Annotated in this window: 22 protein-coding genes; 9 read left to right on the plus strand and 13 right to left on the minus strand. The window is 61.0% G+C overall.

The window, feature by feature from the left end; genetic code table 11:
* Positions 1-22 precede the first annotated feature (22 nt).
* Together add and AAIE04_RS09180 are read right to left on the minus strand one after the other, a co-directional pair.
* Positions 23-1015 (minus strand): adenosine deaminase, encoded by a 993-nt coding sequence (gene add / locus AAIE04_RS09175; protein ID WP_498576816.1) that lies wholly within the window; start codon positions 1013-1015, stop codon positions 23-25.
* A gap of 14 nt (positions 1016-1029) precedes the next feature.
* Complete coding sequence (locus tag AAIE04_RS09180) at positions 1030-1965, minus strand: nucleoside hydrolase (protein WP_498576817.1); 936 nt, start codon at positions 1963-1965, stop codon at positions 1030-1032.
* A 161-nt stretch (positions 1966-2126) separates the two neighbouring features.
* Here AAIE04_RS09180 and AAIE04_RS09185 point away from each other — a divergent pair, with 161 nt between their 5' ends.
* Positions 2127-2810, plus strand: coding sequence for a Crp/Fnr family transcriptional regulator (locus AAIE04_RS09185; protein WP_498576818.1), 684 nt, complete (start codon positions 2127-2129; stop codon positions 2808-2810).
* Here AAIE04_RS09185 and AAIE04_RS09190 read toward each other — a convergent pair.
* The 4 genes from AAIE04_RS09190 to AAIE04_RS09205 form a co-directional block, all read right to left on the minus strand.
* Positions 2807-3226, minus strand: coding sequence for a VOC family protein (locus tag AAIE04_RS09190; protein ID WP_004930960.1), 420 nt, complete (start codon positions 3224-3226; stop codon positions 2807-2809). The two genes, AAIE04_RS09185 and AAIE04_RS09190, sit on opposite strands and share 4 nt — an antisense overlap.
* 126 nt (positions 3227-3352) lie before the next feature.
* Positions 3353-3769 carry an SRPBCC family protein gene (locus tag AAIE04_RS09195; protein WP_498576819.1) on the minus strand — a complete coding sequence of 139 codons (417 nt, stop codon included), beginning with the start codon at positions 3767-3769 and terminating at the stop codon, positions 3353-3355.
* 36 nt (positions 3770-3805) lie between these two features.
* A complete protein-coding gene (locus AAIE04_RS09200; RefSeq protein ID WP_063918359.1) occupies positions 3806-4603 on the minus strand; it encodes an SDR family NAD(P)-dependent oxidoreductase in 798 nt (265 codons plus the stop codon).
* A gap of 53 nt (positions 4604-4656) precedes the next feature.
* Complete coding sequence (locus AAIE04_RS09205; RefSeq protein WP_015379355.1) at positions 4657-5667, minus strand: aldo/keto reductase; 1011 nt, start codon at positions 5665-5667, stop codon at positions 4657-4659.
* Between the two features lie 142 nt (positions 5668-5809).
* On the opposite strand from AAIE04_RS09205, the gene AAIE04_RS09210 reads away from it, so the two are divergent.
* Complete coding sequence (locus AAIE04_RS09210) at positions 5810-6709, plus strand: LysR substrate-binding domain-containing protein (RefSeq protein WP_015379354.1); 900 nt, start codon at positions 5810-5812, stop codon at positions 6707-6709.
* A gap of 33 nt (positions 6710-6742) precedes the next feature.
* Here the strand turns inward: AAIE04_RS09210 and AAIE04_RS09215 are convergent, their stop codons facing one another.
* The 3 genes from AAIE04_RS09215 to AAIE04_RS09225 are packed head-to-tail and all read right to left on the minus strand — an operon-like array spanning position 6743 to position 13127.
* Positions 6743-8935 (minus strand): virulence factor SrfC family protein, encoded by a 2193-nt coding sequence (locus tag AAIE04_RS09215; RefSeq protein ID WP_498576820.1) that lies wholly within the window; start codon positions 8933-8935, stop codon positions 6743-6745.
* Positions 8932-11877 (minus strand): virulence factor SrfB, encoded by a 2946-nt coding sequence (locus tag AAIE04_RS09220; protein WP_498576870.1) that lies wholly within the window; start codon positions 11875-11877, stop codon positions 8932-8934. The genes AAIE04_RS09215 and AAIE04_RS09220 overlap by 4 nt, the downstream gene beginning before the upstream one ends.
* On the minus strand, positions 11877-13127 hold the full coding sequence (locus AAIE04_RS09225) for an SrfA family protein (RefSeq protein WP_498576821.1): 1251 nt from the start codon (positions 13125-13127) through the stop codon (positions 11877-11879). Before AAIE04_RS09225 ends, AAIE04_RS09220 begins: the two co-directional genes overlap by 1 nt.
* Before the next feature lie 298 nt (positions 13128-13425).
* On the opposite strand from AAIE04_RS09225, the gene AAIE04_RS09230 reads away from it, so the two are divergent.
* On the plus strand, positions 13426-14343 hold the full coding sequence (locus AAIE04_RS09230; RefSeq protein WP_498057330.1) for a DMT family transporter: 918 nt from the start codon (positions 13426-13428) through the stop codon (positions 14341-14343).
* Here AAIE04_RS09230 and pdxR read toward each other — a convergent pair.
* Complete coding sequence (gene pdxR / locus AAIE04_RS09235) at positions 14340-15833, minus strand: MocR-like pyridoxine biosynthesis transcription factor PdxR (RefSeq protein ID WP_498576822.1); 1494 nt, start codon at positions 15831-15833, stop codon at positions 14340-14342. The two genes, AAIE04_RS09230 and pdxR, sit on opposite strands and share 4 nt — an antisense overlap.
* Positions 15834-15994: 161 nt before the next feature.
* On the opposite strand from pdxR, the gene AAIE04_RS09240 reads away from it, so the two are divergent.
* From AAIE04_RS09240 to AAIE04_RS09265, 6 genes are all read left to right on the plus strand, one after another.
* The gene (locus AAIE04_RS09240) at positions 15995-16906 is read left to right on the plus strand and encodes an arginase family protein (RefSeq protein ID WP_498576823.1); all 912 of its coding nucleotides are present in this window, start codon (positions 15995-15997) and stop codon (positions 16904-16906) included.
* A gap of 883 nt (positions 16907-17789) precedes the next feature.
* Positions 17790-18176 carry a winged helix-turn-helix domain-containing protein gene (locus AAIE04_RS09245; protein ID WP_498576824.1) on the plus strand — a complete coding sequence of 129 codons (387 nt, stop codon included), beginning with the start codon at positions 17790-17792 and terminating at the stop codon, positions 18174-18176.
* Positions 18177-18282: 106 nt separating this feature from the next.
* Positions 18283-18825 carry a fimbrial protein gene (locus AAIE04_RS09250; protein ID WP_498057334.1) on the plus strand — a complete coding sequence of 181 codons (543 nt, stop codon included), beginning with the start codon at positions 18283-18285 and terminating at the stop codon, positions 18823-18825.
* A gap of 51 nt (positions 18826-18876) precedes the next feature.
* Positions 18877-19584, plus strand: a complete 708-nt coding sequence (locus tag AAIE04_RS09255; protein WP_498576825.1) for a fimbrial biogenesis chaperone — start codon at positions 18877-18879, stop codon at positions 19582-19584.
* A 47-nt stretch (positions 19585-19631) separates the two neighbouring features.
* Positions 19632-22184, plus strand: a complete 2553-nt coding sequence (locus AAIE04_RS09260; RefSeq protein ID WP_498576826.1) for a fimbria/pilus outer membrane usher protein — start codon at positions 19632-19634, stop codon at positions 22182-22184.
* A gap of 90 nt (positions 22185-22274) precedes the next feature.
* A complete protein-coding gene (locus AAIE04_RS09265) occupies positions 22275-23318 on the plus strand; it encodes a fimbrial protein (RefSeq protein ID WP_498057337.1) in 1044 nt (347 codons plus the stop codon).
* Positions 23319-23331: 13 nt separating this feature from the next.
* Here the strand turns inward: AAIE04_RS09265 and AAIE04_RS09270 are convergent, their stop codons facing one another.
* The 3 genes from AAIE04_RS09270 to AAIE04_RS09280 form a co-directional block, all read right to left on the minus strand.
* Positions 23332-23955 carry a LuxR C-terminal-related transcriptional regulator gene (locus AAIE04_RS09270; protein ID WP_498057338.1) on the minus strand — a complete coding sequence of 208 codons (624 nt, stop codon included), beginning with the start codon at positions 23953-23955 and terminating at the stop codon, positions 23332-23334.
* 101 nt (positions 23956-24056) lie between these two features.
* Positions 24057-24596, minus strand: a complete 540-nt coding sequence (locus tag AAIE04_RS09275) for a fimbrial protein (RefSeq protein ID WP_019455216.1) — start codon at positions 24594-24596, stop codon at positions 24057-24059.
* A 19-nt stretch (positions 24597-24615) separates the two neighbouring features.
* Positions 24616-25620, minus strand: coding sequence for a fimbrial protein (locus AAIE04_RS09280; protein ID WP_498576827.1), 1005 nt, complete (start codon positions 25618-25620; stop codon positions 24616-24618).
* Positions 25621-25628: the final 8 nt, after the last annotated feature.

Raw genomic sequence — 25628 nt, forward strand, 5'->3', positions numbered from 1 at the left:
CTCAACCTAGAAATGCGCCGGGTCACATTGGCCCGGCATTGAGCTGATTCATTAATTTTATTTTAGTGTCATCGTCGAGAAAACTCGCCTCCAGCGCCTGCCTGTTACTGCGGTTAAAATCTTCATCGCGCCAGCCGAAGGCGTCGTGCAGCAGCTGATATTCCTTGTTCAGCGTGGTATCGGCGACGGTGCGCGCATCGGTATTCACATTCAGCCGCACCCCCCACTTTTTCAGCCGGTCTATCGGATGGTCGTCGATGCTGTCGAACAGATTGCAGGTGAGGTTACAGCTGGGGCAGATCTCGAGCAGCACGCCGGTGGCTATCAGACGCTCGACGAGCGCGGGGTCCTCGATGCTCCGGACGCCGTGGCCGATACGCGACACCTGCAGCCGATCCAGCGTCTCCCGCACGCTGTCTGCGCCTTTCGCCTCACCGGCGTGGGCGATGACGTTGCCACCGGCCTCACGCACGGCGCGAAAGGCCGCCACATGGTGGGTTAGCGGATAACGCGCCTCGTCGGCGGCCAAATCCAGCGCTACCACGCCACGGCCCAGAAAGTTAACCACGAGCCCGGCGGTTTGCAGGCTGGCGGCCGCATCGAAATGCCGCAGCGTGCACAGGATCAGCCCGGCGGTGATGCTGTAAGTTTGCGCGGCGTCATGCATCGCGGCGAGCACCGTCTCGACCACCGATTCGCCGGTTAATCCCATCCGGGTATGCAGCAGCGGAGCAAAGCGCACTTCCGCATAGATGACGTTATCCGCCGCCAGCTGCGCGAACAAGTCATCGACGGCCAGCGTTATCGCCTGGCGTGTCTGCAAGAGGTCTATTTGCGGCGCGATCTTGCTTAAAAAGTCCCCCAGATCGGCGCATCGCTTCGGCGCGATAAATTGCCGATTAAATGCCGCTCTGGTTATTTGCGGGTCGGCCTTCTTTACATAGTGATAGCTTAAACAGGTATCCAAATGGACGTGTAATTCCACCTTGTTTAATTTGCTCGGATCGAAAGTCATGGCGGTCACCTATTTCATTCGCGGTGAGATAACAGCGAGAACAGTTTTTCTTTAAACAGGCCGGGTTTAATGCGGGTAATTACGCGCGCATTGGCCGGTTTGCCGGTCAGGTGGGTGGAATCGATGACGTAATGGCCGTAAGACCCTTCACTTTTATATTCTACCCAGGAATACGCTTCCAGACTGGTCTCGACGATGTCCGGGTAGAGCGCCACCGCCATGGTGGTCGGATCGGGTAAATCAAACCCTATACGCTCGGTGCGCCCGGCGTTAAACGCCATCAGCGTGCGGTTGCAGCGCACGGCAAAGCGCCCCAGCTCGCTGAGATCATTCAATCGAGCTATATCGCGTTGGTCGATAAACGCTTCCCCCATGCCGATCTCCCAGCCGACAAGGGTGAGCGGCAGCCCGGCAGTGAGCACCAGATGCGCGGCTTCGGCGTCGGCGTAAAAATTAAATTCGGCCAGCGGGGTGATATTGCCGGGCGTCAGCCCGGAACCGCCCATGACATAAACCCTTTTCACGTGTTCGGCCAGCGCGGGCGCCTTCAGCACCGCCATCGCAAGATTGGTCAGCGGCCCGAGGGTGACGATTTCCAGCTCGCCATTGAGCCGTGCGGCACAGTCGATGATGGCGTCTACGGCATGAACGGGTTCTGCGCTCAGCCGTGGGTTCGGTAAGGCCATGTCGCCCATGCCGTCTTCGCCGTGAATATGGTGCGAGTGATAGCGCGTGCGGAAGAGCGGTTTCGCCATGCCGGCGTAGACCGGAGGGGCGTAGGCTCCCGCTTTTTCCACGCAAATGAGCGCATTTTTGACGCATTGTTCAAGTGAGCAGTTGCCTGCGACGGTGGTGATCGCTTCCACCTTCACGTCGGGTTCGCGCAACGCCATCAGCAGCGCGACGGCATCGTCGGAAGCGGTATCGGTGTCTATCAGAATATGTCGCATGGCACTCTCCTTGGGTGAGGTCTGCGGAGAACATACCCAGACGACCCGAGGCAAAAAAGGCCAGATGTCCTTTTTCGTTCTGAAGCGCGCCGGCTATGCTGGGCGCAGCCGAAAAGATAGGATGCAAGTCGTTAACGGATAAGCCCCGGGAGTGAATCGCCGTGAAAACTGTCGGTGACAGCAAGCTAAAAGAAGCGTTTATCGACGCTCACGATCTGCGAACGGTGCTTTCGCCCCCGTTGCTGGCCGCCTTGCGCCTGGTCAGCGTCGAGGCCGGCGAGCACCTGGTGACGCAAAGCGATCGTTTGAGCCACCTATATTTGCTCGTACAGGGAAAATTGCAGGTGGAGAATTACGACGCGAACGGCATGCACATCGTCTTTTCCTTTGAAACGGATTTTTCCGTAATCGGCGATCTGGAGCTGTTCTCCCAGGCGCAGCGGTCGGTGTTCAGCAGCGTTCAGGCGGTGACGGACGCGCTGATCTTCACGCTGCCCATTGAGGTGATCAGAGAGCGAGCCATGCGCGATCCCGCCTTCCTCACCTTTATGTGCCGGCAGCTGAGCGACAAGCTGCTTAACGCCTCATTGCTGCATGCGAGCGGCGGCTTAACGGCAGAATATAAGTTGCGAAAGTTTCTGTTATTTAAAATAAAAGACGAAGGCGTGCAGATTCAGCTCGAAAATCGGGAGTTGTTGGCGGGCAGATTAGGCATCTCCGTCAGGCAACTGAGCCGCGCACTGGCGCAGCTCGCGGCGGACGGCATGATTCAGTTTAAAAACAAGTCACTGCGGGTGACGGATCGCCGGCGGCTATCCGGCCTGGAAGACAATCAGAGGGCCTAACCGATCGCCGGCCCCTTCAATTCCACGCGATTGCCGTCCGGATCGCTGAAATAAATGGACGGGCCGTCGCCTTCAGCGCCATAGCGCGATTCGGCGGGATCAACGCCGATCCCCTGCGATCGCAGATAGGCCAACAGCTCGTCCTCGTTGAAAGGATCGATGCGCAGGCAGATGTGATCGACATTTTGCCGGTGAGGATCGGGCGCCGTGCCGCCTTTTTTCCCCAACACGCCGTTAATGTCCACCAGATCGATCATGGCCGCTCCGGCGCGCAGGTGCATCAACCCCAAATCCGGCCGCTGTTTGGCGATATCACAGCCGACGATCCGGGTATAAAAATGCAGGCTTTTCTGCATATCGCGCACGCGCAGCACCACATGGTCGATAGTCTTCAGGCTGAAAGGGCGCACGGCCATCTCCTCAAACGGAAGTCTCCTTTACAGCATAAACGGCGCTGGCGGATTTATCCTGCTCCAGAGCTAAAGCAAAAAAACGGCCGATGGTGAAAACCATCGGCCGTAAGCGTGAGGAGTGTTCACGCATTAGCGCGGGAAGTTGCCGCTCAGCGCATCCAGGCCATCCTGGTAGATGCCATGGAACAGGGCGACGGCTTCGTCGTCGCTGATATTGACCGGCGTGAAGCTGCCCGACCATTCCACGCGCGCCACGTTGGCGTCGTCGGTGGCGTGTACCGACAGGGTGGACAGGTAATTCACCACCGGGAACGGCGCCTGCATGATGGAGTAGCTGTAGCTGCGTTGACGGTTGTCGAACGCTTCCAGCCGCTCGATGACGGTGCCGCCGTCGGCGGTGGTTAAGGTACGCACGCGGCCGCCTTCAGAAACGACGCTTTTCGGAATGAACGGCAGCCAGTCAGGCAGGGCGTCGAAGCCGCCGATCAGTTGCCATACGGTGTCGGCGGATGCCGGGATGTCCATAGAGACGGATGTATTAGCCATTTTCTTTCTCTCTTAATATCGGTTTAGGGTACGGAATTACATTGCCAGGGTGTCGACGACGCCACCGTCAACGCGCAGCGCCGCACCGGTGGTGGCCGAAGACAGCGGAGACGCGAGATAAACGGCAAGGTTGGCCACTTCATCGACGTCTGCCGCGCGCTGAATAATGGAGCTTGGGCGTTCGGTTTTGACGAACTCGTCGGCCTGATCGCGTGCGCTACGCCCGGATTTGGCCGCCGCATCCGCCAGCATTTCTTGCAGGCCTTCGGTAAAGGTTGGCCCTGGCAGGATGGCGTTGACCGTCACGCCGGTGCCGGCGAGGCGTTTCGCCAGGCCGTGAGACACCGCCAGGTTGGCGCTTTTGGTGACGCCGTAGTTGATCATGTCCGCCGGGATGGCGACGCCGGATTCGGACGACACGAAAATAATGCGTCCCCAGCCCTGTTCGGTCATGCTCTGCGCGTAGTGGCGCGCCAGACGCACGCCCGAGAGAACGTTGACGTTATAGAAGTGCATCCACTCGCTGTCGGGCACGGTAAAGAAGTCTTTATCGTTGAAAATGCCCAGGTTGTTGATCAGCACGTCGGCTTTAGGCTCCGCGGCGAACAGGGTCTCTGCCCCTTGTTCCGTGCCGAGATCGGCGACCACGCCGCGTACCTGCGCGCCAGGCACGTTGGCGCTGATGTCGGCGATGGCGTGATCGACCCCGGTTTTTTGACGGCCGACGATCACCACGATGGCACCCGTTTTGGCGAGCCCGCGCGCGATGCCGAGACCGATACCGGAGGTGGAGCCGCTGACGACGGCGACCTTGCCTGAAAGATCCAGTTTCATCATGTACCTCATAGAGTTAATCGATGTAATGGGGCCATGCGGCCCCATAAAACTTAACGAATCGGCAGCGGCGCGTTGTCGGCCACCAGTTTCTGACGGCGCATCTCCGCCCAGAACTCAGCCGGGATCACTGCATCCAGCGCAGCCAGATCTTCGGCCATGCGGCCAGGACGGCTCGAACCGGGGATCACGGCGGCGACGGCCGGGTTAGCCAGCGCAAACTGCAGCGCGGCGGCTTTGACGTCTACCTGGAAGCGAGCGGCGATCTCTTTGATTTTCGCGACTTGCTGGCGAATAGCCGGGGACGCTTTCTGATATTCGAAATGTTCGCCGCCAGCCAGCACGCCGGAGCTGTATGGGCCGCCGACGACGATATCGACATTCTGTTCCAGCGCTTCCGGCATCAGGCGTTGCAGGGCGCGTTCGTGATCCAGCAGGCTGTAGCGGCCGGCCAGCAGGAAGGCATCCGGTTTCGGCTCATCAAGCGCCAGCGTCAGTTCGCAAGGCTCGACGCGGTTGACCCCGAGGCCCCAGGCTTTGATCACGCCTTCGTCACGCAGGCGGGACAGTGCGCGGAAGGCGCCGGTACGGGCGATATTGAACTGTTCCAGCCAGCTGTCGCCGTAGAAATCCTGAGCGACGTCGTGGATCCAGACGATATCCAGACGGTCGGTTTTAAGACGCTTCAGGCTGTGTTCAATGGAGCGAAGCGTACCGTCTTCCGAGTAGTCGTTCAGGATCTTGTTTTTCAAACCGTGTTCGAACAGGCCGCCTTTCTCACCCAGATCGCGGGCGGCGGGATCTTCCATTTCGTCCAGCATGATGCGGCCCACTTTGGTGCTCAGCACGAACTCATCGCGTGGATACTGAGAGAGCGCTTCGCCCATGCGAATTTCCGACAGGCCGGAACCGTAAAGCGGTGCGGTGTCGAAGTAGCGGATGCCCAAGTCCCAGGCGCTGGTTACGGTAGCCAGCGCTTCTTCTTCTGGAATGGCGCGGAACATATTACCGAGCGGCGCGCCGCCCAAACCGATCTTGCCGGGTAAAATATTTTTGATGCTCATGGTGAATCCTCAATACGTTATCTTTTCAGGGAAACTAGTGGGGCTCATACAGCGTCTGCCCCGTCACGAGGCTAAAGATAACTTGGCAAGTTGTGACTTGATAGGACATAATTTGTCTAAGTTAAGTCCTTTGAGGTCTCACATGATCGATTTACGTCAGTTGAAATACTTTGTGGCGGTGGCGGAAGAAGAGCACGTCGGCCGCGCCGCCGAACGGCTGCACATTTCCCAGTCACCGCTGAGCCGGCAGATTTCCCAGCTTGAGGAGCGCCTCGGATTGATGCTGTTCGAACGCAATCAGCAGCGCATCCGCCTGACCGCCGACGGCCAGACGTTTCTGGCCGAAACCCGCGCGCTGTTGACGCACGCCACCCGGCTCGAGTCGCTTGGGCGCCGTCTGGGGCGCGGGGAAGACGGCGGGCTGTGCATTGGCTATATCGAAAATGCGATGCACTCCGGCGTCTTGTCGAACGCCTTGCGGTCGCTGCGGGTGTCCCGGCCGGATGTGCACATCGTGCTTTACAGCCAGCCTTCTTCCATGCAGCTGGAAGGGCTGCGGCAGCGTAGCCTGGACGTAGCGCTGGTCAATACGGCGCCGGATCGCGACGATCAGGATTTAGACTATACGCAGGTGTTGGACGATCGCATGCTGCTGGCCCTGCCACAGACGCATCCGCTGGCGGACAGGGAAACGCTGCAGCCGGCGGATCTCACCGATCAGGCCTGGATCTCGGTGATCCACAAAGAGGATGCCCATTCGCGCGACGACTTCGTGGCGGCCTGCGTGAAGGCCGGGTTCGATCCGGATATTCGACTGGAAGCGGGCGAGCCGCTGACCGCGCTGGGGCTGGTCGCCGCCGGGTTGGGGATGACGCTGATCCAGCACAGCTTGCGGCATAACGCGCCGCAGGGCGTGGTGCTGCGCGAACTGCCCTGGATGCAATACACCACGCAGCTGTGGGCAGTGTGGCACAAGGCCAACCTGCGCCCGCTGGTCACCCATTTCCGCGAAGTGATGTCGGCCGGGCCGGCCTGCCACTAACTGCGCGGTGGTGTCCGACCCGGATTGTGTCCGCTACGGTACAGCGCGCAGGGCGGCGACGATCGCCGCCAGCTCGGCGCGCTGCTCGTCTGCCAGAGCGGGCTGCGCCTGCGCCGCATTCTCCGCCAGCAAGGTCTGCAGGCCGATCAGCCAGTCATAGATATAAAACGCGGTATTTTTGGTCGGCGTCGGCGCCAGCCGGGTGAGCCGCTGCTGGCCGCTCCAGTCCACTGCCGGCTGCGGCGGCGGGGTAAAGATCGGCTGGCCGGGGTTGACGCGGCTCTCGGGGCGCGTTGCCGCATCGCGCCGCTGGAAGCCGAGCCAGGCGACGAAGTCGCCCAGCAGCGCCAACGCCTGGCTGATCTGCCGATCTTCCCCTTGTTCCGGCAGGCCGCCGGCGCACAGTGCGCGCTGCAGCTCATCATCGAGCTGCAGGCGGCAGGCGGCGCCGATCAGCGCATCGACCAACAGTTCGAGGTGCGGTTTGTCGACGCCGAGCAGGTCCAACAGCTGCCGGTTGTCCGGCAGTGCGCGCAGATGATTGATCCAGTCTGCGAAGATTCGCGCGGCAAAAGGCGATGCCGGTTGTCCGCCCGCCGCCGCGGGTTCTTGTGCGCCGAACAGATCGATATCCAGTCCGAACGGTGAAGGCGTCGCCGTCGGGGTCGGCGCGGCGTGCTGCTGTTGCTGATAGAGCTGGCGCAGCGTATCGCGCTGGGGCAACAATCGTTCCAGCAGTTCGCCGTGGCGGCCGGCCTGCGCCTGCAGCGCGCGCAGCAGCTGTTGGGCGCGTTGTTGGGTCGCGTGCGGATCGGCGGCGGTGAGCCAGTTGCCGAGCAGGCTTTCCGTCAGCTCGCGCTGCAACTCTTCGCGCAGCTCGAGCAAGCGCGCTTGCTTGTGGGCCGGGCGCGCCTGTGCGGCCAGGTAGTTCACCATGCGGCGGCAATCCTGCTCATCCAGCGCCAGCAGCGTGGCCCAGCTGTCACCGGGTTCGCCGACCTGGCGCTGAACGGCGTCGTCGGGGCGCGATTTGCCTTCCTGGCGTTGGTCGAACGGCGTGATAGCCCAGATTAAACCGGGCTTGCGGCGCTGGCGCAGCGCCGGGGTTTCCCCCTGGGTGTGGTCGACCCAGCCGGCGAGCGCCTGGCCGATGCGCGCGGCGTCCTGCGGTGTTGCGGCGGCATCGGTCACCAGCAGCAGGCTGGCATGCAGGCCGTCCGCACAGCGGGTCAGCAAATGGGCGCGCTTCGCCTGCTGCAGGCGCTGCGTCGGCTCTGCCTGCGGGCAGCTGCGGCTGCCGGGCAGGTCGATCAGGGCTACGTCGGCGGGCAGGCCTGCCTGCGACGCTGGCGGCAGGGCGGTGGTCACTTCAGCGGTCAGCCAGGCCAGATCGCTTAGCCCAATCTCCCGCTCATCGCCTTGTTCGGTCAGCACGGCGAACGCGGCGTTTTCCGGCGCGGTGCTCGCCGTCAGCAGCGCCAGCGCGCGGCGCGGAGCGTGAACCTGCCGGCTGCCGCCGAGGGCCTGCAGCGCGTGCGCCAACTGGCGATAACGCGCCGTCAGCGTCGGCTCCTCCCCCCACAGCGGCGCAAACAGGCGCGCGCGATCGTCGATGCTCAACTGCGGCGCCAGCGTCACCGCCTGCGGCCAGAAGTGCCTGTCCAGCGTGTGTTGTGCTTTGCCGCCGTGGCGGCGCAGGCTGTCCCACAGCGCCAGCACATCGTTGCCGTCAAGGCCGTCGACGGCGATCGTCTGGCGGTGGCGCGCCAGCGTCTGCAGATGGTCGGCGATCGCGCGGGCGTCCCAGTCCGGGCGGAAGCCGCTCATCGCCGCGGCGTCGAGCGTGATGGCCAGCCACTGCGCTTCATTGAGCAGGGCGAGGGCGATCGGATACTCGGCGGGGCCCGCTTCGGCCGCCGTGCAGTAGCGCACCGCGAGCGAAATGTCCGCGTTGAAGCGCTTTGCGCCCGGCGCCAGCGCCGCCAACAAATGGGCTTTGGCGGCGGCGTTGTGGCCATACAAACCGATGGCGAGCTGTGCAGGCCGGGTGTTTTCCAACCGGGCGGCACGGTTATGGCAACGGCGCAGACGCTGTATCAGGCGATCGGCCTCCCGCTCCAGGCGGGGGGATTGGCGGCGTGCGGCGTCTACCCAGTCGATCGCCTGCAATATGCCGGCGCTGAGCGCGTTATTCGGGGCCGCTGGGGCGAAGGTTTGTGTGTTCATCGTGGGTAAATGCTCCCGCTGTCTATCCAGTAGTGGGTCGCACCGGAGGCGCTGGCAGCCAGGGTATTGAGTTTCAGTTGCAGGTGGTGCGCCGGGACGGGGCTGCCGTCGGCCAGCAGCGCCTGCGCGATCTTGACGCTCTCAGCGCCCTGTTCGGCGCTGGCGGTGATGGCCAGCCGCAGACTGATCACCGCGTCGCCGGCCAGCTTGCGCGCCAGCTGGGCGTCATTGATGGTCAGCGTATAGAGCGGCGAGGCCGGCCAGCGTTCGTTGTCCAGCTGGCGGAAGCCCAAACGCAGCGGGCCGCGCAGCTGGAAGCTGCCGGCGGGATCGAGCGCGAAATCGGCGCGATCCAGATCGATGTCGCGGTAGTAGACGTTATCGTCCGCCAGCATGTTGTTGCCGTCCAGCATGCCCAGATAGCGAATGGTGGAATAGGGCTGGAAATCCCCGACGTTGAAGTAAAAGCTTTCCAGCCGTAGATCGATCGCCAGCAGGCACAGCATGGCGCCCACGGCGGCGGTGGATTTGGGATTGTCGATGCGGCCGCGTTTGTTAAACGGATACCAGCTGCGGGTGTGATAGCCCTCAAGCGGCAGAATGCGGCTGGCGGGCAGCGGCTGCAGGTGGCGCAGCAGTGCCTGTACGCCGGGGAAGCGCGCCGGGCGGCCGGTCAGCAGCAGTACGTCGCAGGTATACAGCGCCACCACTTCGGCCAGCAGGCGCAGACAGTGGCCGATGCCGATGCGATCGGACAAGAAGGCGGCGTGCAGGTCGGCCAGACGGATCACCAGCGGCGTGTGCAGGATATCGAAGGCGTCGCTGTCGGCTTCGCGTTGCACTTCGCCGTTGATAAACGCCAGCACCTGCGGCGTCGGCCGTTGCGGCAGCAGATCGCCGAGGCTGGCGGCGATTTCCGCGCGGCTGTCCAGCGGATCGTATTCTTCATAGGCACCGAGCAGTGCGCGCCCGGCGGGCATGAAAATCTGCAGCGCGGCCTGCTGGCGCAGGGTGGATAGCCCGTCCATGCGCCCTTCGTTGCCGAACAGCTTATCCATCAGCGCCGCTGCGGCGCTCACGCCGGCGGCCTCGACCGCCTGTTGTACGGCGGGCAGGACAAACTGCTGAATGATGTCCAGCAGGATGTCGTCGCCGGCGACCTTAAAGCCCTCGCGGAACAGCAGGCGCGGATTGATTTTGATGTTGCTGCCCACGCCGTCGTCGAGTGAGTAGTGCGTTATCGCCAGATCCGTGGTGCCGCCGCCAATGTCGATAGAGGCGATGCGCAATGTCTTGCCGGCCTGTTCACCCGGCGCCAGCGGCCGATCGGGCCGCGCCATGGCGGCGAAGAAGGCATCGGTGCGGCCGGCGAAGTTCACCTGGGTTTCGTTGTACAGATAGACCATCTGGCCGCAGGTGGCTTCGTCCCACTCGATCTGCACCTGCGGCGCCGGGAAGCGGGTGTGTTCGCCGTCGAACGGCGCATCCTGCGGGTGCCAGCCGAGGGCTTTCCACACCAGCCCGATCGCTTCCTGCATGCGGCGGCGGAAGAGTTCGCGCTCCGGCTTCGGCATCGCCGAAGGCAGCGTCAGAATGATGGCGCGCAGACGGCGCGGTGCGGCGGCGTTCGGCATGCGGCTGCGCTGGGCGATGCTGTTGATCTGCATCAGCGCCTGCGCCAACAGCTCGCTCAACATCAGGCTCATCACCGCACTGCGGCTGTAATGGGCGGCGAATACCGGCAGCCGTTGCGCCGTCGGCAGGGCGGACAGCGGTATGCCCTCATCGTTGATCAGCGTGGTCAACGGCGCGGCGGCGGCCATCGGTTCGTGCCGTTCGTTGAAGCGCCAGCCGGGCGCATAGCGCTCCTCATCCCACAGATAGCGGCGCGGGCTGGAGATGCCGGTGGTGCCTTCATGCCCTTCGCGTCGCTGCGCCAACTGCGCGGCTTCGCGGCCGACCCGGGTGATGGAGGGCCATTGGAAGGCGTCGTCGCGCCCGCTTTGGAAAGACAGATGCGGCTTGCCGAAGACGGCCTGAGAAAACTCCACCCGACTCTCGAACAGTTCGTTATAGACGCGATGCGGTTCGGACAGCGATCGCAGCTGCAGCTCATAGGTTTGCTTCAGGCCGTTGCTCTCTTCCGGATGGTCTTCGACCAATACGCCGCAGGTGTGGGAGTTGCCGACGTCCAGCACCAGATCGACGTCGATCGCCGGCTGTTGCAGCGTCGCAGCCGCCATTTTTATCTGCGGCACCGCCAGCTGATGGCCGAGCATGTGCAGCAGGTTGAGGTAGTGCGCCTGGTACTCGAAGGTTTTCAGCCCGGCGTTGATCTCCGCCTCGGCGCGCTGTTCCAGCTCGGCTGCGCGCTGGCTGAACGCCTCGCGCAGCCAGCCGTCCACCCAGGTCAGATCGAGAAACTCGCCCAGCTCGTGATTGCGGTGCGCCAGCGCGAAGTTAAGGCCGGCGCCGAGATCGCTCTCGCCCGGCGCCAGCGCTTCCTGGCCGGGCACGGCGGCGCGGGTGTCGAAGGCCAGCACCACGCGCAGCAGGTGACCGTCCTGATCCGGCTCATCCAACTGCACCACCTGCAGGCGCGCCCAGTTATCCGGGCCTGATAAAAACACGCCCGCCGGGGTGTGGCGCAGGAACGGCAACGGCAGCCAGAGCTTATCCAGCAGGCGCAGCGACTGCTGCAGCGGATAGCTGAACTCCGGCCGTACCACCTCGGCGGCCTGTCCGCCTTCGGCCGGCAGCTGGTATTTGCCGCTCTCGGCCTCCCATTGCAGGCGCAGCAACGGGCCGCTGGCGGTCTTGCGCACGAATTTGCCGGGAAACTCGGCGTCCAGCAGCGGCGTCAGGGCAAAGTCCAGAAACTGGATGCCGCTGTCCTGAATCAGCGTAATGCCGTGTTTGTAGTCCGTAAGGGGTGCCAGCATCATTTACTCTCGCGCTTGAACGTCATGGGATAGGTGGTGTCCGCATCGTAGCGGCCGGTGCACTCCGCCGCCCCGGTCTCGCCCTGGCGGCAGACGATTTCCGGGATCTGGTAGCGGCTGCCGTCGCTGCAGCGCGCCTTGGTTCGGCTGTTGATCACCAGATTGCCGGACTGCATCAGCCCGGCCTCGACCGCCACCCGGCAACTGACGCCGTCGCCGTAGGCGATGATGGCGTTGCCCTTGCCCGCGTTCAGACGGTATTGCAGGCTGGGGCGTTTGCCGGTGATCGGATCTTTCAGCGCCACCGTGGCGCGCCATTTGCCGTTAAGAAAACGGGTGGAACCGGCCTTTACCGCTTCGGGTGGCAGCACCAGTGCGTTTTTGTCCACCGGCTGCGGGAGGACCGGCGCCGGTGGCGGCGGCATCAGCGTCGCGTGCGCCAGCGGCAAGTGCAGTTTTGGCAACGGTGCGGCCGCCTTCACCGGCGACGCCGGCTGCGGTTTTGCGGCCAGCGGTGCCGGCTCTGGCGCAGGCGGGGTCGGCGAACGGCCCAGCCAGCCGGCCAAGGCGCCGCCCAGTAGCAGCATGAGCGGCAATCCTATCCAGATAGCGCGGTGCCGGCGTGGGCGTGCGGCTACCGGGGGCGCGACGGTTTCGGCCGGGGTGGGCACCGGTTCAGGTTCTGCTGCCGGAGCCGGTGTTACCGGCTCGGCCATGGCCGGTTTGCGCGGGGCGGCGGCGATCGGCGCCGGTTTTTCCACTTCCGTTTCGGCAGGCCGCAGGCAGGCCAAAGGATCGTCCGGGCTCTGCGCCTGCGGTTTGATAAAGCCCCAAAAGGTCAGCACCGGCCGGTCGTCCAACAGATAGACGTGGTTGGGATCGGGGATATGCATCGCTTTGGCCAGCAGCGCGCCGAACAGGCGGTGGCTGGGGTGATCGGTCGCCTGGGTTTGTTCCGTCAGGCTGCGGAAGGTCGTCAGGCAGTGTTCCAGATGGCGCACCGCCTGCGCTCGCTGGGCATCGCTCGCCGCCAGCCAGGAGGTGACCTTGCCGGGGAAGGGCGCATACCAGTCGATGCGGGTGCCGCTTTCGTTCGGCTGCGGGATCGCCAGGCAGTCGGCGGCCTGCTGCTGCCGGCGAAGGCGCAGGGTTTCCCGCAGCTGCTGCGCGCAGGCGTAGACCGGTTGCCCGTTCTCGCCTAAAGCCAGCACATCATCCAAACTGCCACTGCGTAAGAAGGGTTTCACCACGGCGCCGCACCTTGTCCTGTTCTACAAAAACGCATAAAAGTCCATGATACCGCGCCGACTGCGCCGCCAAACGGCCAAGGACAGCCCGAAAAACGCCCTTCTTTGGCGTTAGCGCCGCGCTTTGCTAACCGGTACAGCAAAAATCTCGCTATCTGGACCTGTCTCTGAACCGCTTTATCTGAAAAATAGAACGCAGCCCCGGCAAGCTGCGCTGGGGAACGATGTTCTCTTTCACTTATGGCATCGCCTCGCGGGTTGCCGATTTCGGTATGCCTCAGGCGTGCGGAGCGTTCGCATCATGGACAGCCAGTCTGAAAAAACTCTTGTGGTTACCTCTACCGTTCATCCCGCCGCCGGGCATTCGGCTCAGGGCTGGATGAACGGCTTCATCGGCATGATTATCTTCAGCGGCTCGTTGCCCGCCACCCGGGTGGCGGTGCTGGAGCTCGATCCGCTGTTTTTGACTGCGGTCAGGGCGGCGATCGCCGCCTTGCTGGCCCTGTGCGCACTGCTGCTTACCCGCCAGGCGCGGCCGACGCGGGCCGATTTAGCGCCGTTGCTGTTTGTGGCGCTCGGCGTGGTCATCGGTTTTCCGCTGCTGACGGCGCTGGCGCTGCAACACACCACCTCGGCGCACTCGCTGGTGTATATCGGCCTGCTGCCGCTGGCGACCGCCGGTTTTGGCGTTTTGCGCGGCGGAGAGCGGCCCAAGCCCGCTTTTTGGGCGTTTTCGGGCGTCGGCGCCGCGCTGGTGGGGGCCTTCGCACTGAGTCAGGGGAGCGGCGGCTCCTGGCTGGGGGATGCGTTGATGGTCGGGGCGGTGTTGCTGTGCGGTCTGGGTTATGCCGAGGGTGCGGTGCTGTCGCGCCGGCTTGGCGGCTGGCAGGTGATCTCCTGGGCGCTGGTGGTGGCGTTGCCGTTGACGCTGGCGGCCGCCTGGCTGGCGGCGCCGGCCGGATGGCCCGTGGTCAGCGGCAAGGCGTGGCTGTCGCTGGTTTATGTCTCGGTGTTCAGCATGTGGATCGGGTTTATCTTCTGGTATCGCGGCCTGGCGCAGGGCGGCATCGCCGCGGTTGGCCAGCTGCAGTTGCTGCAGCCGTTTTTCGGCCTGGCGCTGGCGGGCTGGCTGCTGCATGAGACCGTTCAGCCGATGATGATCGCCGTGATGGCCGGCGTGGTAGTTTGCGTGTTCGGTGCCAAACGTTTTTCCCGCTAGGCACCGTTGCGGGCGCAGGTTTGGATCACCTCTGCGAGCCGCTCCACCGCCTGTTGTACCTGGCGATCGGCATAACCGCCCAACCCCAGCACCAGCCCCGGTTCACCGTTGCCGGGTGCATACATCGGCGATACCGCCCGCAGCGCCAGCCCGGCTTGGTTGGCGCGCAGGGCGATCTGTGCGTCGTCGAGATCTTTCCTCAGCCACAGCACCATGTGCATGCCCTGATCGCAGGGCTGCACCATCGCCAACTCGGCCGGGATATGTGCGTTGATCGCCTCGATCAGCACCCGGCGTTTCTCGGCGTAGACGCCGCGCATTTTGCGGATATGCCGGTCGAGATACCCTTCGGCGATAAAGGCGGCCAGCACGTGTTGATCCGCGCTGGGCGGATGGCGATCCATCAGGATCCTGGCGCCGCAAAACGCGTCGACCAGCGGCGGCGGCACGATGGCGTAACCCAGCCGCAATGACGGGAACAGCACCTTGCTGAAGGTGCCGAGATAGAGCGTCCGTTCGGGTGCCAGCCCTTGCAGCGAGGGGAACGGATGACCGGCATAGCGCATCTCGCTGTCGTAATCATCCTCCACGATCCAGGCCTGCCGCTCTCTGGCCCAGGCCAGCAGGGCGCTTCTTTTCGCCATGCTCATCGGCATGCCCAGCGGATATTGATGCGACGGCGTGACAAAGGCGGCGCGGGCGTCGGCGGCCAGACGGATGCCCGCGGCGACGTCGATGCCGTCGTCGGTGACGGGCACCCTGACCATGCGGCGGTCGCGAAACAGGCTGTCGAAAATGGCGGTAATGCCGGCGTAGGCGGGGTCTTCCACCCAGGCGCTGTCGCCGGCGTCCAGCAGGATCTGCGCGGCTAGATACAACCCCTGCTGGGTGCCGGAGGTAATGAGGATTTGCTGCGGCGTGCAGTTCACGGAGCGGGAACGCCGCACATAGTCGCAGATGGCTTCGCGCAGCGGCAATGCGCCCAGAGGATCGCCATAGCCCGAAGGCGCGCCGGGGCCGCGTGCCCGGATGCGGTTGCCGAGCCGCCGCCAGACATCGTCGGGCGCGGTATCGCCGATCGGCACCGAGACGGTGAACGGCACCGGCGGCAGCGCCCGCGCCTGAGCGGCAAAGCGCGCCAGATGCTGCGCCTGTGAAGAAAGCGGCGCCGCCGCCGGCGGACTGACCTGTACGGTGGCGTGTGGCAGGCGGCGCGGCGCCTGATAGTGAGCAACTCGGGTGCCGGAGCCGGGCTGCGGTTCGAGAAAGCCTTCCGCCGTCAGTTGGGCGAACGCCTCCAACACCGTGCCGCGCGCCAGATTCAGCGCCGCCGACAGCCGGCGCGTCGAGGGCAGCAGATCGCCCGCTTTCAGATCGCCGCGGTGGATGGCCTGACGCAGAGCCTGCGCCAGCTGGTGGCTAAGCTGACCCGCCTGGCGATCGAGCTCGCCGAGGGCGGGAACGTCAACGACTTTGGCTGTTCTGGGCATGAGTTCCGGTTCGCTTTACGGTGTGAAAATAGACATTCAGAGTAAACCGCTTTTGCCCTGTGCGCTATGCGCCATGCAAGATTGAAAAAAGAACGCGCGCTCGGCGCTGTGGCGCTTATGCTTTTGGCTACGACGACGTTTTTTGCACGGAGATCGCGCGTATGCACCTCATTCTTGCACCGAGCAATCTGGGCCTGCGGCCGTTGCGGCCCGGCCATGTGCCCGGCGTCTGGCGGGCGCCGCAGGCGCTGATGGCGCAGCGGCTGGTGGAAAGGCTGGCGGCGAGCGCGGTCAGCACCTTGCCGCAACGGCCTTATTCGCCGCTGGCGCAGCCCGGCACTCGCATCCGCAATGGGCATGCTATCCGCGCCTTCAATCTACAGTTGGCGGAGGCGGTTGCTGCTGTGCAGGGGCAAGGAGACTTTCCGTTGGTTGTCGGCGGCGACTGTTCGATCCTGTTGGGGGCGCTGGCCGGGGCGCGCCGGGCGGGGCCACTGTCGCTGGTGCATATCGATGGTCACAGCGACTTTCGCCACCCCGGCAACTACGATACCGCACAGCTGCTGGGGGCGGCGGCAGGGATGGATTTGGCGCTGGCGAGCGGCCGCGGCGAGCCCCTGCTGACGACCTGGCCCGGCATCGCGCCGCCGCTGGTGCCGGAACGGCAGATTGTGCAGTTGGGGGAGCGCGAAAACCGGGATGCAGACTTCGCCTGGCCGGATATTGCGCAGACGGCGATCGAGCGCATCGACGTTTTTACCGCCCATCAGATCGGCGAGGCGGAAATTGTCCGGCGTATCGAGCGGGTATTGGCCGCGCAGCCGCAGTGGCGTTTCTGGCTGCATTTCGACGTGGACGTGCTCGACCAAACAGTGATGCCGGCGGTCGATTCGCCGGGGTCACCCGGCATCGATCGGCAATGGCTGGAGAATATCGGCGCGCGTCTGCTGCAAAATCCGCTGTGCTGCGGCATGACGGTGACGGTATTCGATCCCGATCTCGACCCCGCCGGCCATTATGCGGCGCTGCTTGTCGATATATTGGCGGCGATGTTTCGGATCAACCATACATAATGTCACCAGGCTTCTAATGGGGTGACATCATGCATTGATGACTGGCGGCGGACTTGAAATAAGGCCCAAGGCAGAGGTTCTGATGACGGCTTTTGTGTTTTAACCGCAGAGGTGCCGTGGCTGTTTGGAATTGGCTGGTGACAGAGCAGGCCTAACGTCAAAGATGAGGTGCACGTTAATATCAGATATCGCGCTGCGAAACACTTTGGGTTGCGTCCGGCGCCGTCCGTATCAGCTGGTTGCGATATTCCCCTTGGCTTTCGGCAGCGATTGGCCTAACAAGCCTACATATTTTCTTAAAATTAAGTTAATCCCTAAGTCTGATATGCTTAAAATTATATTTTTTTCCTATCTTAGCGATATGAAAACCTATTTATAGATAATTAATAAGTATTTTATTTTAACTTTAAATTAATTTTAAATATATAAAACTATTTTGAATTGTTTTTGTGTATTATATGTCTGTGCTATAGAAATGCAGGTTTCATTATTAATATTAATTTAAATGATCATGATTAATCATGTTTTCAACATAATAAGAGAGGAGGTGAAGAAGGGCTTGAGGTGCTTAGCTCAGCTGATCAGATCTATTCTGCGTGTTTTTGAAGTTTACACCTGTTTTTTTTAAAAATGCAGGATTTAAAACTCATGTTTTGATGTTGGTGATAATTGAGATTTTTCTCTTGGGTGGAGAGAATGATGGCATAAAACGCTGGCTACTTGTCATTATCATGGCGGTAATCTCTTATTATGTCTCTCCATTGTCCTGAAAACTGATTAATTTAAGGGGATTGCCCAAGAGGTTTCTGAATTTATAATGATCTATAGACATTATGAATCTAAATGATGCGACTTTATTTTCTTTTTTATCCAGGGAATCTTGATGATGGAACGCCATCTGTTCGGTTTTATCATAGATAACGATATTCAGCTGGATATCGCCAATAAAAGGTTGGTGAGAATAAAATCTCTGGCGCCGGAGAAATGGGTGCACTTTAGCGCGGTGACGTTAAATGATGCCATGATGCGCCTGCTGGTGTTTTTGTTGCAGCATCATGGTAACGGCCAGAAGCTCACTAAAACGGAAATACTGAGAAGGGTTTGGGATGAAAACAGTTATGCCTCATCCAGCCAAAAACTTTGGCAAACTATTAAAGAACTCCGGCTAAGGCTTGATGTGATAGGTTTGCCGCATGACTTCATTATTAATGTGAAGGGGGCGGGTTATGCTCTCAATAACCCTGTCGTTACGCCTTTATTCTACAGCTAATGGCGTAATAAAAATACGCATGTCGATATTCTCGTTCTTGTTGAGCGTGACATATGGAAATGGCAGGCAATAGAGTGCGTGATATTTAAAATAATCAGGAGTCTATATGAAAAAGTCCTCTGCGATATTGTTCGCTTTGCTGGGCTTGCCCGGCCTGGTAAGCCAGGCTCTGGCAGCCAATAACGGGACAATCAACTTTAGCGGTACCGTGACCTCGATGACCTGCGACGTGCGGCTGAATGGGCAGGAAAATGAAAGCGCCGTTCTGCTGCCGCCTGTCAGCCAGGAGCAGCTGAAAACGGCGAGCTGGACCGCCGGCCGTACGGCGTTTGAGCTGAAACTGAATAATTGCCAAGGGGTGATGAAGTCTGCAGCCGCTTACTTTGAGGCCGGTGCAGGGGTCGATTCGAGCGGACGTTTGCGTAATACGGGTTCGGCGAGCAATGTTGTATTGCAGTTGCGTGAGGGCTCCGGCTCTTTTAATCCGATCGTCGCGGGTAACCCAAGCCAGATAGCGAACGCCACTTACTACGCCATTCCCTCCACCGGCATCGTCACTCTGCCGTATGTCGTTGAATACTACTCCATGGGCGTGGCGAGCGCAGGCTCGGTAGTGGGCAGCGTCGTGTATTCCCTGCAGTACAAATAACCGTTTATCAGGGGGGCTCTCCCCCCTGTATTCCCAATAGTGATTGGAGCGATGATGAGCATCAAGCCGCGTATTTTTGCGCATGCATTTTTTCTGGCGATTATTGCCTCTTTTTCCATGATGGCTTCCGCCAGCGTAGTTATTCATGGGACACGGGTAATTTATTTATCATCGGATAAAGAAGTTACGGTGAAATTAAATAATGTGGGCAAATCGCCGGTACTCATTCAAAGCTGGGTTGATGCCGGCGATCCGACGGCGAAGCCGGAAAATATCAATGTGCCTTTTATTTTGACGCCGCCGATTAATCGAATCGATGCCGGTAAAGGGCAGACATTGCGCCTGAGCTACACCGGGGCGCCGTTGCCGACGGATAAGGAGAGTGTTTACTGGCTTAACGTGCTGGAGATCCCGGCTAAAAAGCAGCTTAAAGGTGATGAAAATCTGCTGCAAATGGCCTTTCGCTCGCGCATCAAGCTGTTCTTCAGGCCGGCGAGCCTGAACGGCGACGCCAATGAGGCGGCAACAACATTGAACTGGTCCGCGACACCGGGCGGCGTCACGGCGACTAACCCAACGCCGTATTTCGTGTCGCTGGTCAGCCTTGCCGCCAATGGTAAGGAGATTGAGGGGCAAATGGTCGCACCGCACTCCTCGTTGGCGTTCAAAGGCATCAGCGTCGCGGCGGGAAAAACGCTGAGTGTTGAATTCGTCAATGATTACGGCGCCGTCCATAAATTCGATGCCATGGTCAAGTAAGCGGGTAGCGAAACATGAGCGCCTTTGCGGCTGACGGGGAGAGTGACATGACCGGAGAATTCAGCGCCGCGTGCGTTAATCGTAATAGCTCATGGCGCTTAACGCCGGCGGCACTGTGCGTGATTGGGGCATTAAGCGGTCCTGCCGGTGCCGAGAGCATCGAGTTCGATTCGTCATTTCTCTATGTAGGTGAACGCAGTGAAGTCGATTTAACGCGGTTTGCCCGCGGGGCTTCAGGGCTGTCCGGAAAGCATCGGGCGGCGGTTTATATCAACGGCGAAGGCATCGGCACTAAAGAGATTGAGTTCAAAACCCGCGCCGATCGCAGCCTGTATCCTTGTCTGACGGCGGATATCGTCGAGGGGATAGCGTTTAACGAGGCTGCGTTGCCGAAGGCTCCGCTGACGCAGCAGGATGCGTGTTTTGATCTGCCGCAGCAAGTACCTGATGCGCAGATGAATTTCGACAGCGGCGAGCAGCGGCTGGATATTGTGATACCGCAAATTTATATGCGTAGAACCGCGCGTGGCAGCGTTGATCCCGCGCAATGGGACAGCGGCGTCGCGGCCCTGTTTCTGAATTACAACCTGAACGGTTATTCCAGTTCGTCGCGCGGAGCGGACTACAACTCCTTCTATGGCGGCTTGTCCGGCGGCGCCAACCTGGGCGCCTGGTATCTGCGGCATAACGGTGCTTATCACTGGACGCAGAACGGCGCGTCCGACTACGCCAGCATCAATACTTACCTGCAGCGCGATATTCCCGCGTGGCAGGGCCGAGGCGTTATCGGCCAATCGAACACGACCGGCCAACTGTTTGACACGTTGCCGTTTAGCGGCGTTCAGCTCGCCAGCGATGAACGGATGTTGCCGGAGTCGCAGCGCGGCTATGCGCCGGAAATTCACGGCATCGCCAGAACCAACGCACAGGTGACCGTGCGGCAAGGCGGACAGATTATCTATCAGACCACGGTGACCCCCGGGGCGTTTGTGATCGACGATCTGTATCCCACCGGCTATGGCGGCGATCTGGAGGTTACGGTGCGTGAAGCGGATGGCGCGCAGAGCGTGTTCAGCGTGCCGTACGCGGCGGTCACCCAACTGCTGCGTCCGGGGGCCGATCGTTACGAAGCGGTGTTGGGCAAAGTCGACAGCGACTCGCTGCGGGAAAAGCCCTGGCTGTATCAGGCGACTTACCAGCGGGGGCTGACCAATGGATTGACCGGTTACGGCGGTCTGCAGGCCGCCAAAGAGTATCAGGCCGTGCAGCTGGGCGCCGCGTTCGGCACCTCGTTGGGCGCGGTGGGGTTTGACGTGACTCAAAGCGCCAGCCGACTGAACCGCGAGCGGCGCCAGAGCGGGCAGAGTTATCGGCTCAGCTACAGCAAGGTAGTCAATGAAACCAACAGCAGCCTGTCGCTGGCCGCCTATCGGTTTTCGACCTCGGGCTACATGGACTTGATGACCGCCATGCAAACGCGTGAGCGCATGGCGCAGGGCGAGGGGGAAAACGCCGTATCGCGCACCAAGCATCGTCTGACTTTCTCTGTGGCTCAGGGGCTGGCCTCCGGGTGGGGGCAGCTTTATGTCAGCGGCTCGCTGCAGGATTATTGGAACGGGCGAGGACGCGATAAGCAGTATCAGTTGGGTTACAGCAACAGCTATCGTTCGATGACTTATGGCCTGAGCGCGGCGCGCAGCCAGGCGAGCAACGGCCTGGCGCAAAACAGCTTTTTGCTGAATATCAGCCTGCCGTTGGGGCGCCGCGACAACGCCGGCACACCGCAGCTGCGTCTTGGTCTGGCGCACGACAGCCACGGGGCGACGAGTCAACAGGCGGCGATTTCCGGTAATTTAGGCGCCGCCAATCAGTTCAGCTACGGTCTGAGCGCGATGAACGCCAATCGCAATGGCGCCAGCGGTTCGTTGAACGGCCAGTATCGTGGCCAAACGGCGCTATTCAGCGGTTCTTACAGCGCAGGCGAAGGTTATCGCAGCGCCTCCGCCGGCCTCAGCGGCACCCTGGTGGGGCATGCCGACGGCGTGTCATTCAGCTCTTACGGTTCTGAAACCTTTGCGCTGGTGGAGGCGAAAGGCGCCGAAGGCGCCGGTGTCTCCAGCTATCCGGGAGTTGCTGTCGATGCGCGCGGTTATGCGTTGGTGCCTTACCTGAACCCGTATCAACTCAATGAAATCAGTCTGGATCCCAAAGGCGCCGCGTTTGATGTCGAACTGGAAACGACAACGCGCAAGGTCGCGCCCTATTCCGGCGCGTTGGTCAAAGTGAAATATAACGCGCGAAAAGGAACGCCAATCCTGATCGAAACCCTATTTGCAGGGGCTCCAGCGCCGTTCGGCGCCGAGGTGCTCGACAGTGACGGCGAGGTGGTCGGCGCGGTGGGGCAAGGGGGCGTCATCTATGCGCGGGTCGGGCGGGATAAAGGGACGCTGCGTGTCCGCTGGGGGAGTGGCGGGGATAAACAATGCCGCCTGAGCTACATGTTGATGCCGCAACAGCAGAATACGCCACAGGCGTTGCAACGCTTTAAAACGCTCTGCCGCCGGCATGCCGGGGCGGAAAAATCGAGCGATCTTAGTTAAAAACAAACCGGCGGCACCAGGCGCCGACACTGAATGAGAGGTATCCGCGTGAAGCTGCGACACACCCACTTTATCTGGTTGGCTTGCGTTATGTTAACGCTGACGCTGGTCAAATCGGCACGGGCCGGCTGTGATTATATGGCGAACTCCGACTTGAAAAGCACGCTGTATGTGAACGCGCCTTTTGTTTCCAGTCATCTTACCGTGGGGCCGGATGTGCCTGTCGGCACGGTATTGTACTCGCAAAATTTTAATCCGGCGTTCAGGACGGTCTGGGTCGAGTGTACCGAAGAACAGAGATTCGTCGGCACCTACATCAATCATGAAACGCTGCCGCATCCGCTGTCGCCGTGGAGCGGCAATTTCGGCAAGGTTTATGAAACCGGTTTGCCCGGCGTTGGCGTGTTTATTGACAATTACGATCTCGATTACGCGTTGCCGATGATTTCGGGCGGTACGGGGGTGTTGCGCTACCATGGATGGTCGGCGAACGGTTACAAGTATCGCATTCGGTTGATTAAGATCGGTGACGTGCAACCTGGCATTATTACCGGCGACGATCTGCCCTGTTGGGTCAACAAGATTGGCCCGCTGGCCGAACCTATGCTGGCGATGAAGATCTGTTTTACCGGCGCGATTAACGTCGTGTCGCAGAGCTGCACTACGCCGGATGTGTTTGTCGCCATGGGCAAATATGACATGGGGCGGTATTTCCGGGGCAAGGGGAGCGTGACTGAATGGCAGGATGCGTCGATTCGCCTGCTGAACTGCCCGAAGTTTTACGGCAGCGCGGAGACCTATTATTCCCGCGATGGCGATAGCGGCACGACCAGCACGACCGCCAACAGCTTGGCGCTTTCGCTGACGCCCAACACGGCGGTGATTGATGACGTTAACGGCATCATGGGGCTTAAAGACGGCAGCGGCAGCGCCGGCGGAGTCGGCATTCAGTTGGCTTATGGTGCATCATCCCCGCGGCCGGTGCAGTTCTCGCGGGAGATCAACGTGCCGCTTTCCCCTGCAACGCCCACGTCTTTCAGCATTCCGTTGAAGGCCCGCTATATTCAAACCGAGCCTACGGTCACGCCGGGCGCCGCCGACGCGACCGTCACCTTCAACATCAATTACTATTGAACCGGCGGGGCGGTTAATTCAGCCCCCGCTGATTGAGCAGCACCTTATTCAACTCGCTGTTTTTACGCACGTTCAGCTTGCGCATCGCCGAGCGTTTATGGGCGCTGATGGTTTTCTGGCTGCGTTGCAGCAGGCCGGCGATGCTGCAGGCGGACATGCCGCTGCTCATCAAACCCAGCACCTTTTTCTCGCAGTGGCTGAGCGCGGCGATGCGGCAAGCCTGGCATTTCCACATGCCGGCGGCGTGCAGCGCCACCCACGGGTGCTGGATGAACTTTTCCAACGCCATCTGCAGCTTGAGGCGGATGGCGTAGGCCGAATCGCGCCGATGAATGCTGAACAGCGGCGGCGAGTTTTTTACCTGTTGCTGGGTCGCGTCGTCGAGGATCAGCAGGGTCAGCTGCCGTTGGCGCGGGGTGCCGTAGGGGCTTTGATAGCAGCTGGCGCAGCCCCAGCGCTCTTCCGGCGTGCGAAGCACGATTTCGATGTTATCCAATGCCTGCAGCGCCAGCGGCGAGAACTGCGGGTACAGGCGATGGCATTCGTTCAGGGAGTGCAGATAGTCCTGCAGCAGCAGACGCAGCCCCTGCTGGTAGAAGTTATCGCTGTCGAACAGCGTGAAGCGAATATCTGGCATGGGTACCTCCTTAAAAGGCCGCGCCGGAGCGAACGGTGACGGCCAATCGCCGGCGATTGCGCGCCGGTCGTTTTCCTGATTTCCCTGGGAAGGTGCGGGGCTTATTGGTACGCCAGCACAAAATTGGCGACGGACGTGAATTCGCCTTCGGTAATGCTTTGGTTTTGAATCGCGCTGGGCCGCCCCTGCACATAGGCGGTGAAGTTCAGGCTGTTGGGGCCGTTTTGCAGCGCGACGGCGCTGGTGGCCTTGTTCAAATCGATGTCCGCGCCCTGATGATCGAACAGGGCGATGGCGGCGCCGTTCGCGCCGTTGTTGATCGCCAGCTTGCCCGGCAGTTCTCCGTCTTCGGTGCCGCTGAAGGTCACGCTGACGGATTTGAACACCGTGGTCTTGCAGTCGGTCAGCTTGATGCTGAACGGCACCGGCGTGGTATGGCCGTAGCGGTACAGGGTTTTGACGATCACCGTGCCCATCTCCACCAGTTGATCGGCGGACTGCGGTTCGATATTGCACGGGCGGCTGACCACGGTACCGTGGAACTGCACCGGCGCGCCGATAAGCTCGGTGTTCGCCGCTGCCGGCATGACGGCAACCCACCAGGGCGCGCAGACCAGCAGCGTTAAAGCGCGTAGACGCATTTTTTCGTTCCTCCCTCGGTTACTGGAATGCCGCCACGATGGTGGCCGACGCGTTGAATTCCCCTTCACCGATCTCCGTGCCGCCGTTGGCGAACGGCGCCGCCACCAGGTTCCAGGAGCCGCCGTTGCCGATGTTCGGCACCGGATAAAACTCATTCGGGATGACCAGCTGGCCGTTGTGGGTCAGCCGGATGCCGAGATCGTTCTTGTCGGTTTTGAACACCTCGTTGCTGAAGGAGGCCGCCGTACCCGACACCGCCAGCTTGATGTTCAGCGTGCCGTCCTCGAAGCTGCCGCCCTCGCACTGGAAACGCACCGGGATGCTTTGCGGGTAGTTCGAGCCGTTGAGATCGCTGCCGCCGATCTCGCCGAACTCCACGTTGATCAGCTGGCCTTCGTTCACCACGCATTTATCTGGCACATAAAGGATCGCGGACTGGATAAACACCTGCGCCATCGGATTAGGGCCGAAGCCGCCGTCGGTCGAGCCGAGACGGCCGTACATCTCGATGATCTGCCGATCGTTAATCTCGACGCCGTTGATGATTTTTTTGCGCACCCGGAAGGTGATCTTGCCTTTGGAGCCGCTGCCGTAGTTGTTGACCTGCAGGTACGGTGGGCGGCAGCTGTGTTGGCTCAGCAAATTCGATTCGTTGTAAAAAGGCACGGTGACGTAGGCGTTCTTGTTGCCGGCGATCCACACCTCGGCCTTCAAATCCAGAAAGTCATTCAGTTTTAAATAGCCGTTGCCGTAGTCGGAAGGAGGCAAGGCTGAATCCGACTTGTAAAAGTGTGGGCTGGTGGGGATAGGGGTATCGCAATACACCTTGCCGGTATAGGTTCCACCGAGATCATAGGGAAACAGTTTGGTGAACCCCACCTGGTTGGTGATGTTGCTTTCATTCAGATCGATATAGAACTGTTTCGGCCCGCCGTCCGGCGTGACATAGCCGTTGGCCCAGGCGGCGGGGGCCGCCAGCGCGATCGCCAGCGGCAGGCAGAGTTTGGTCAGTTGAGTTTTCATTGCGTTCT

The organism is Serratia sp. Ae19-1 (assembly GCF_059801225.1).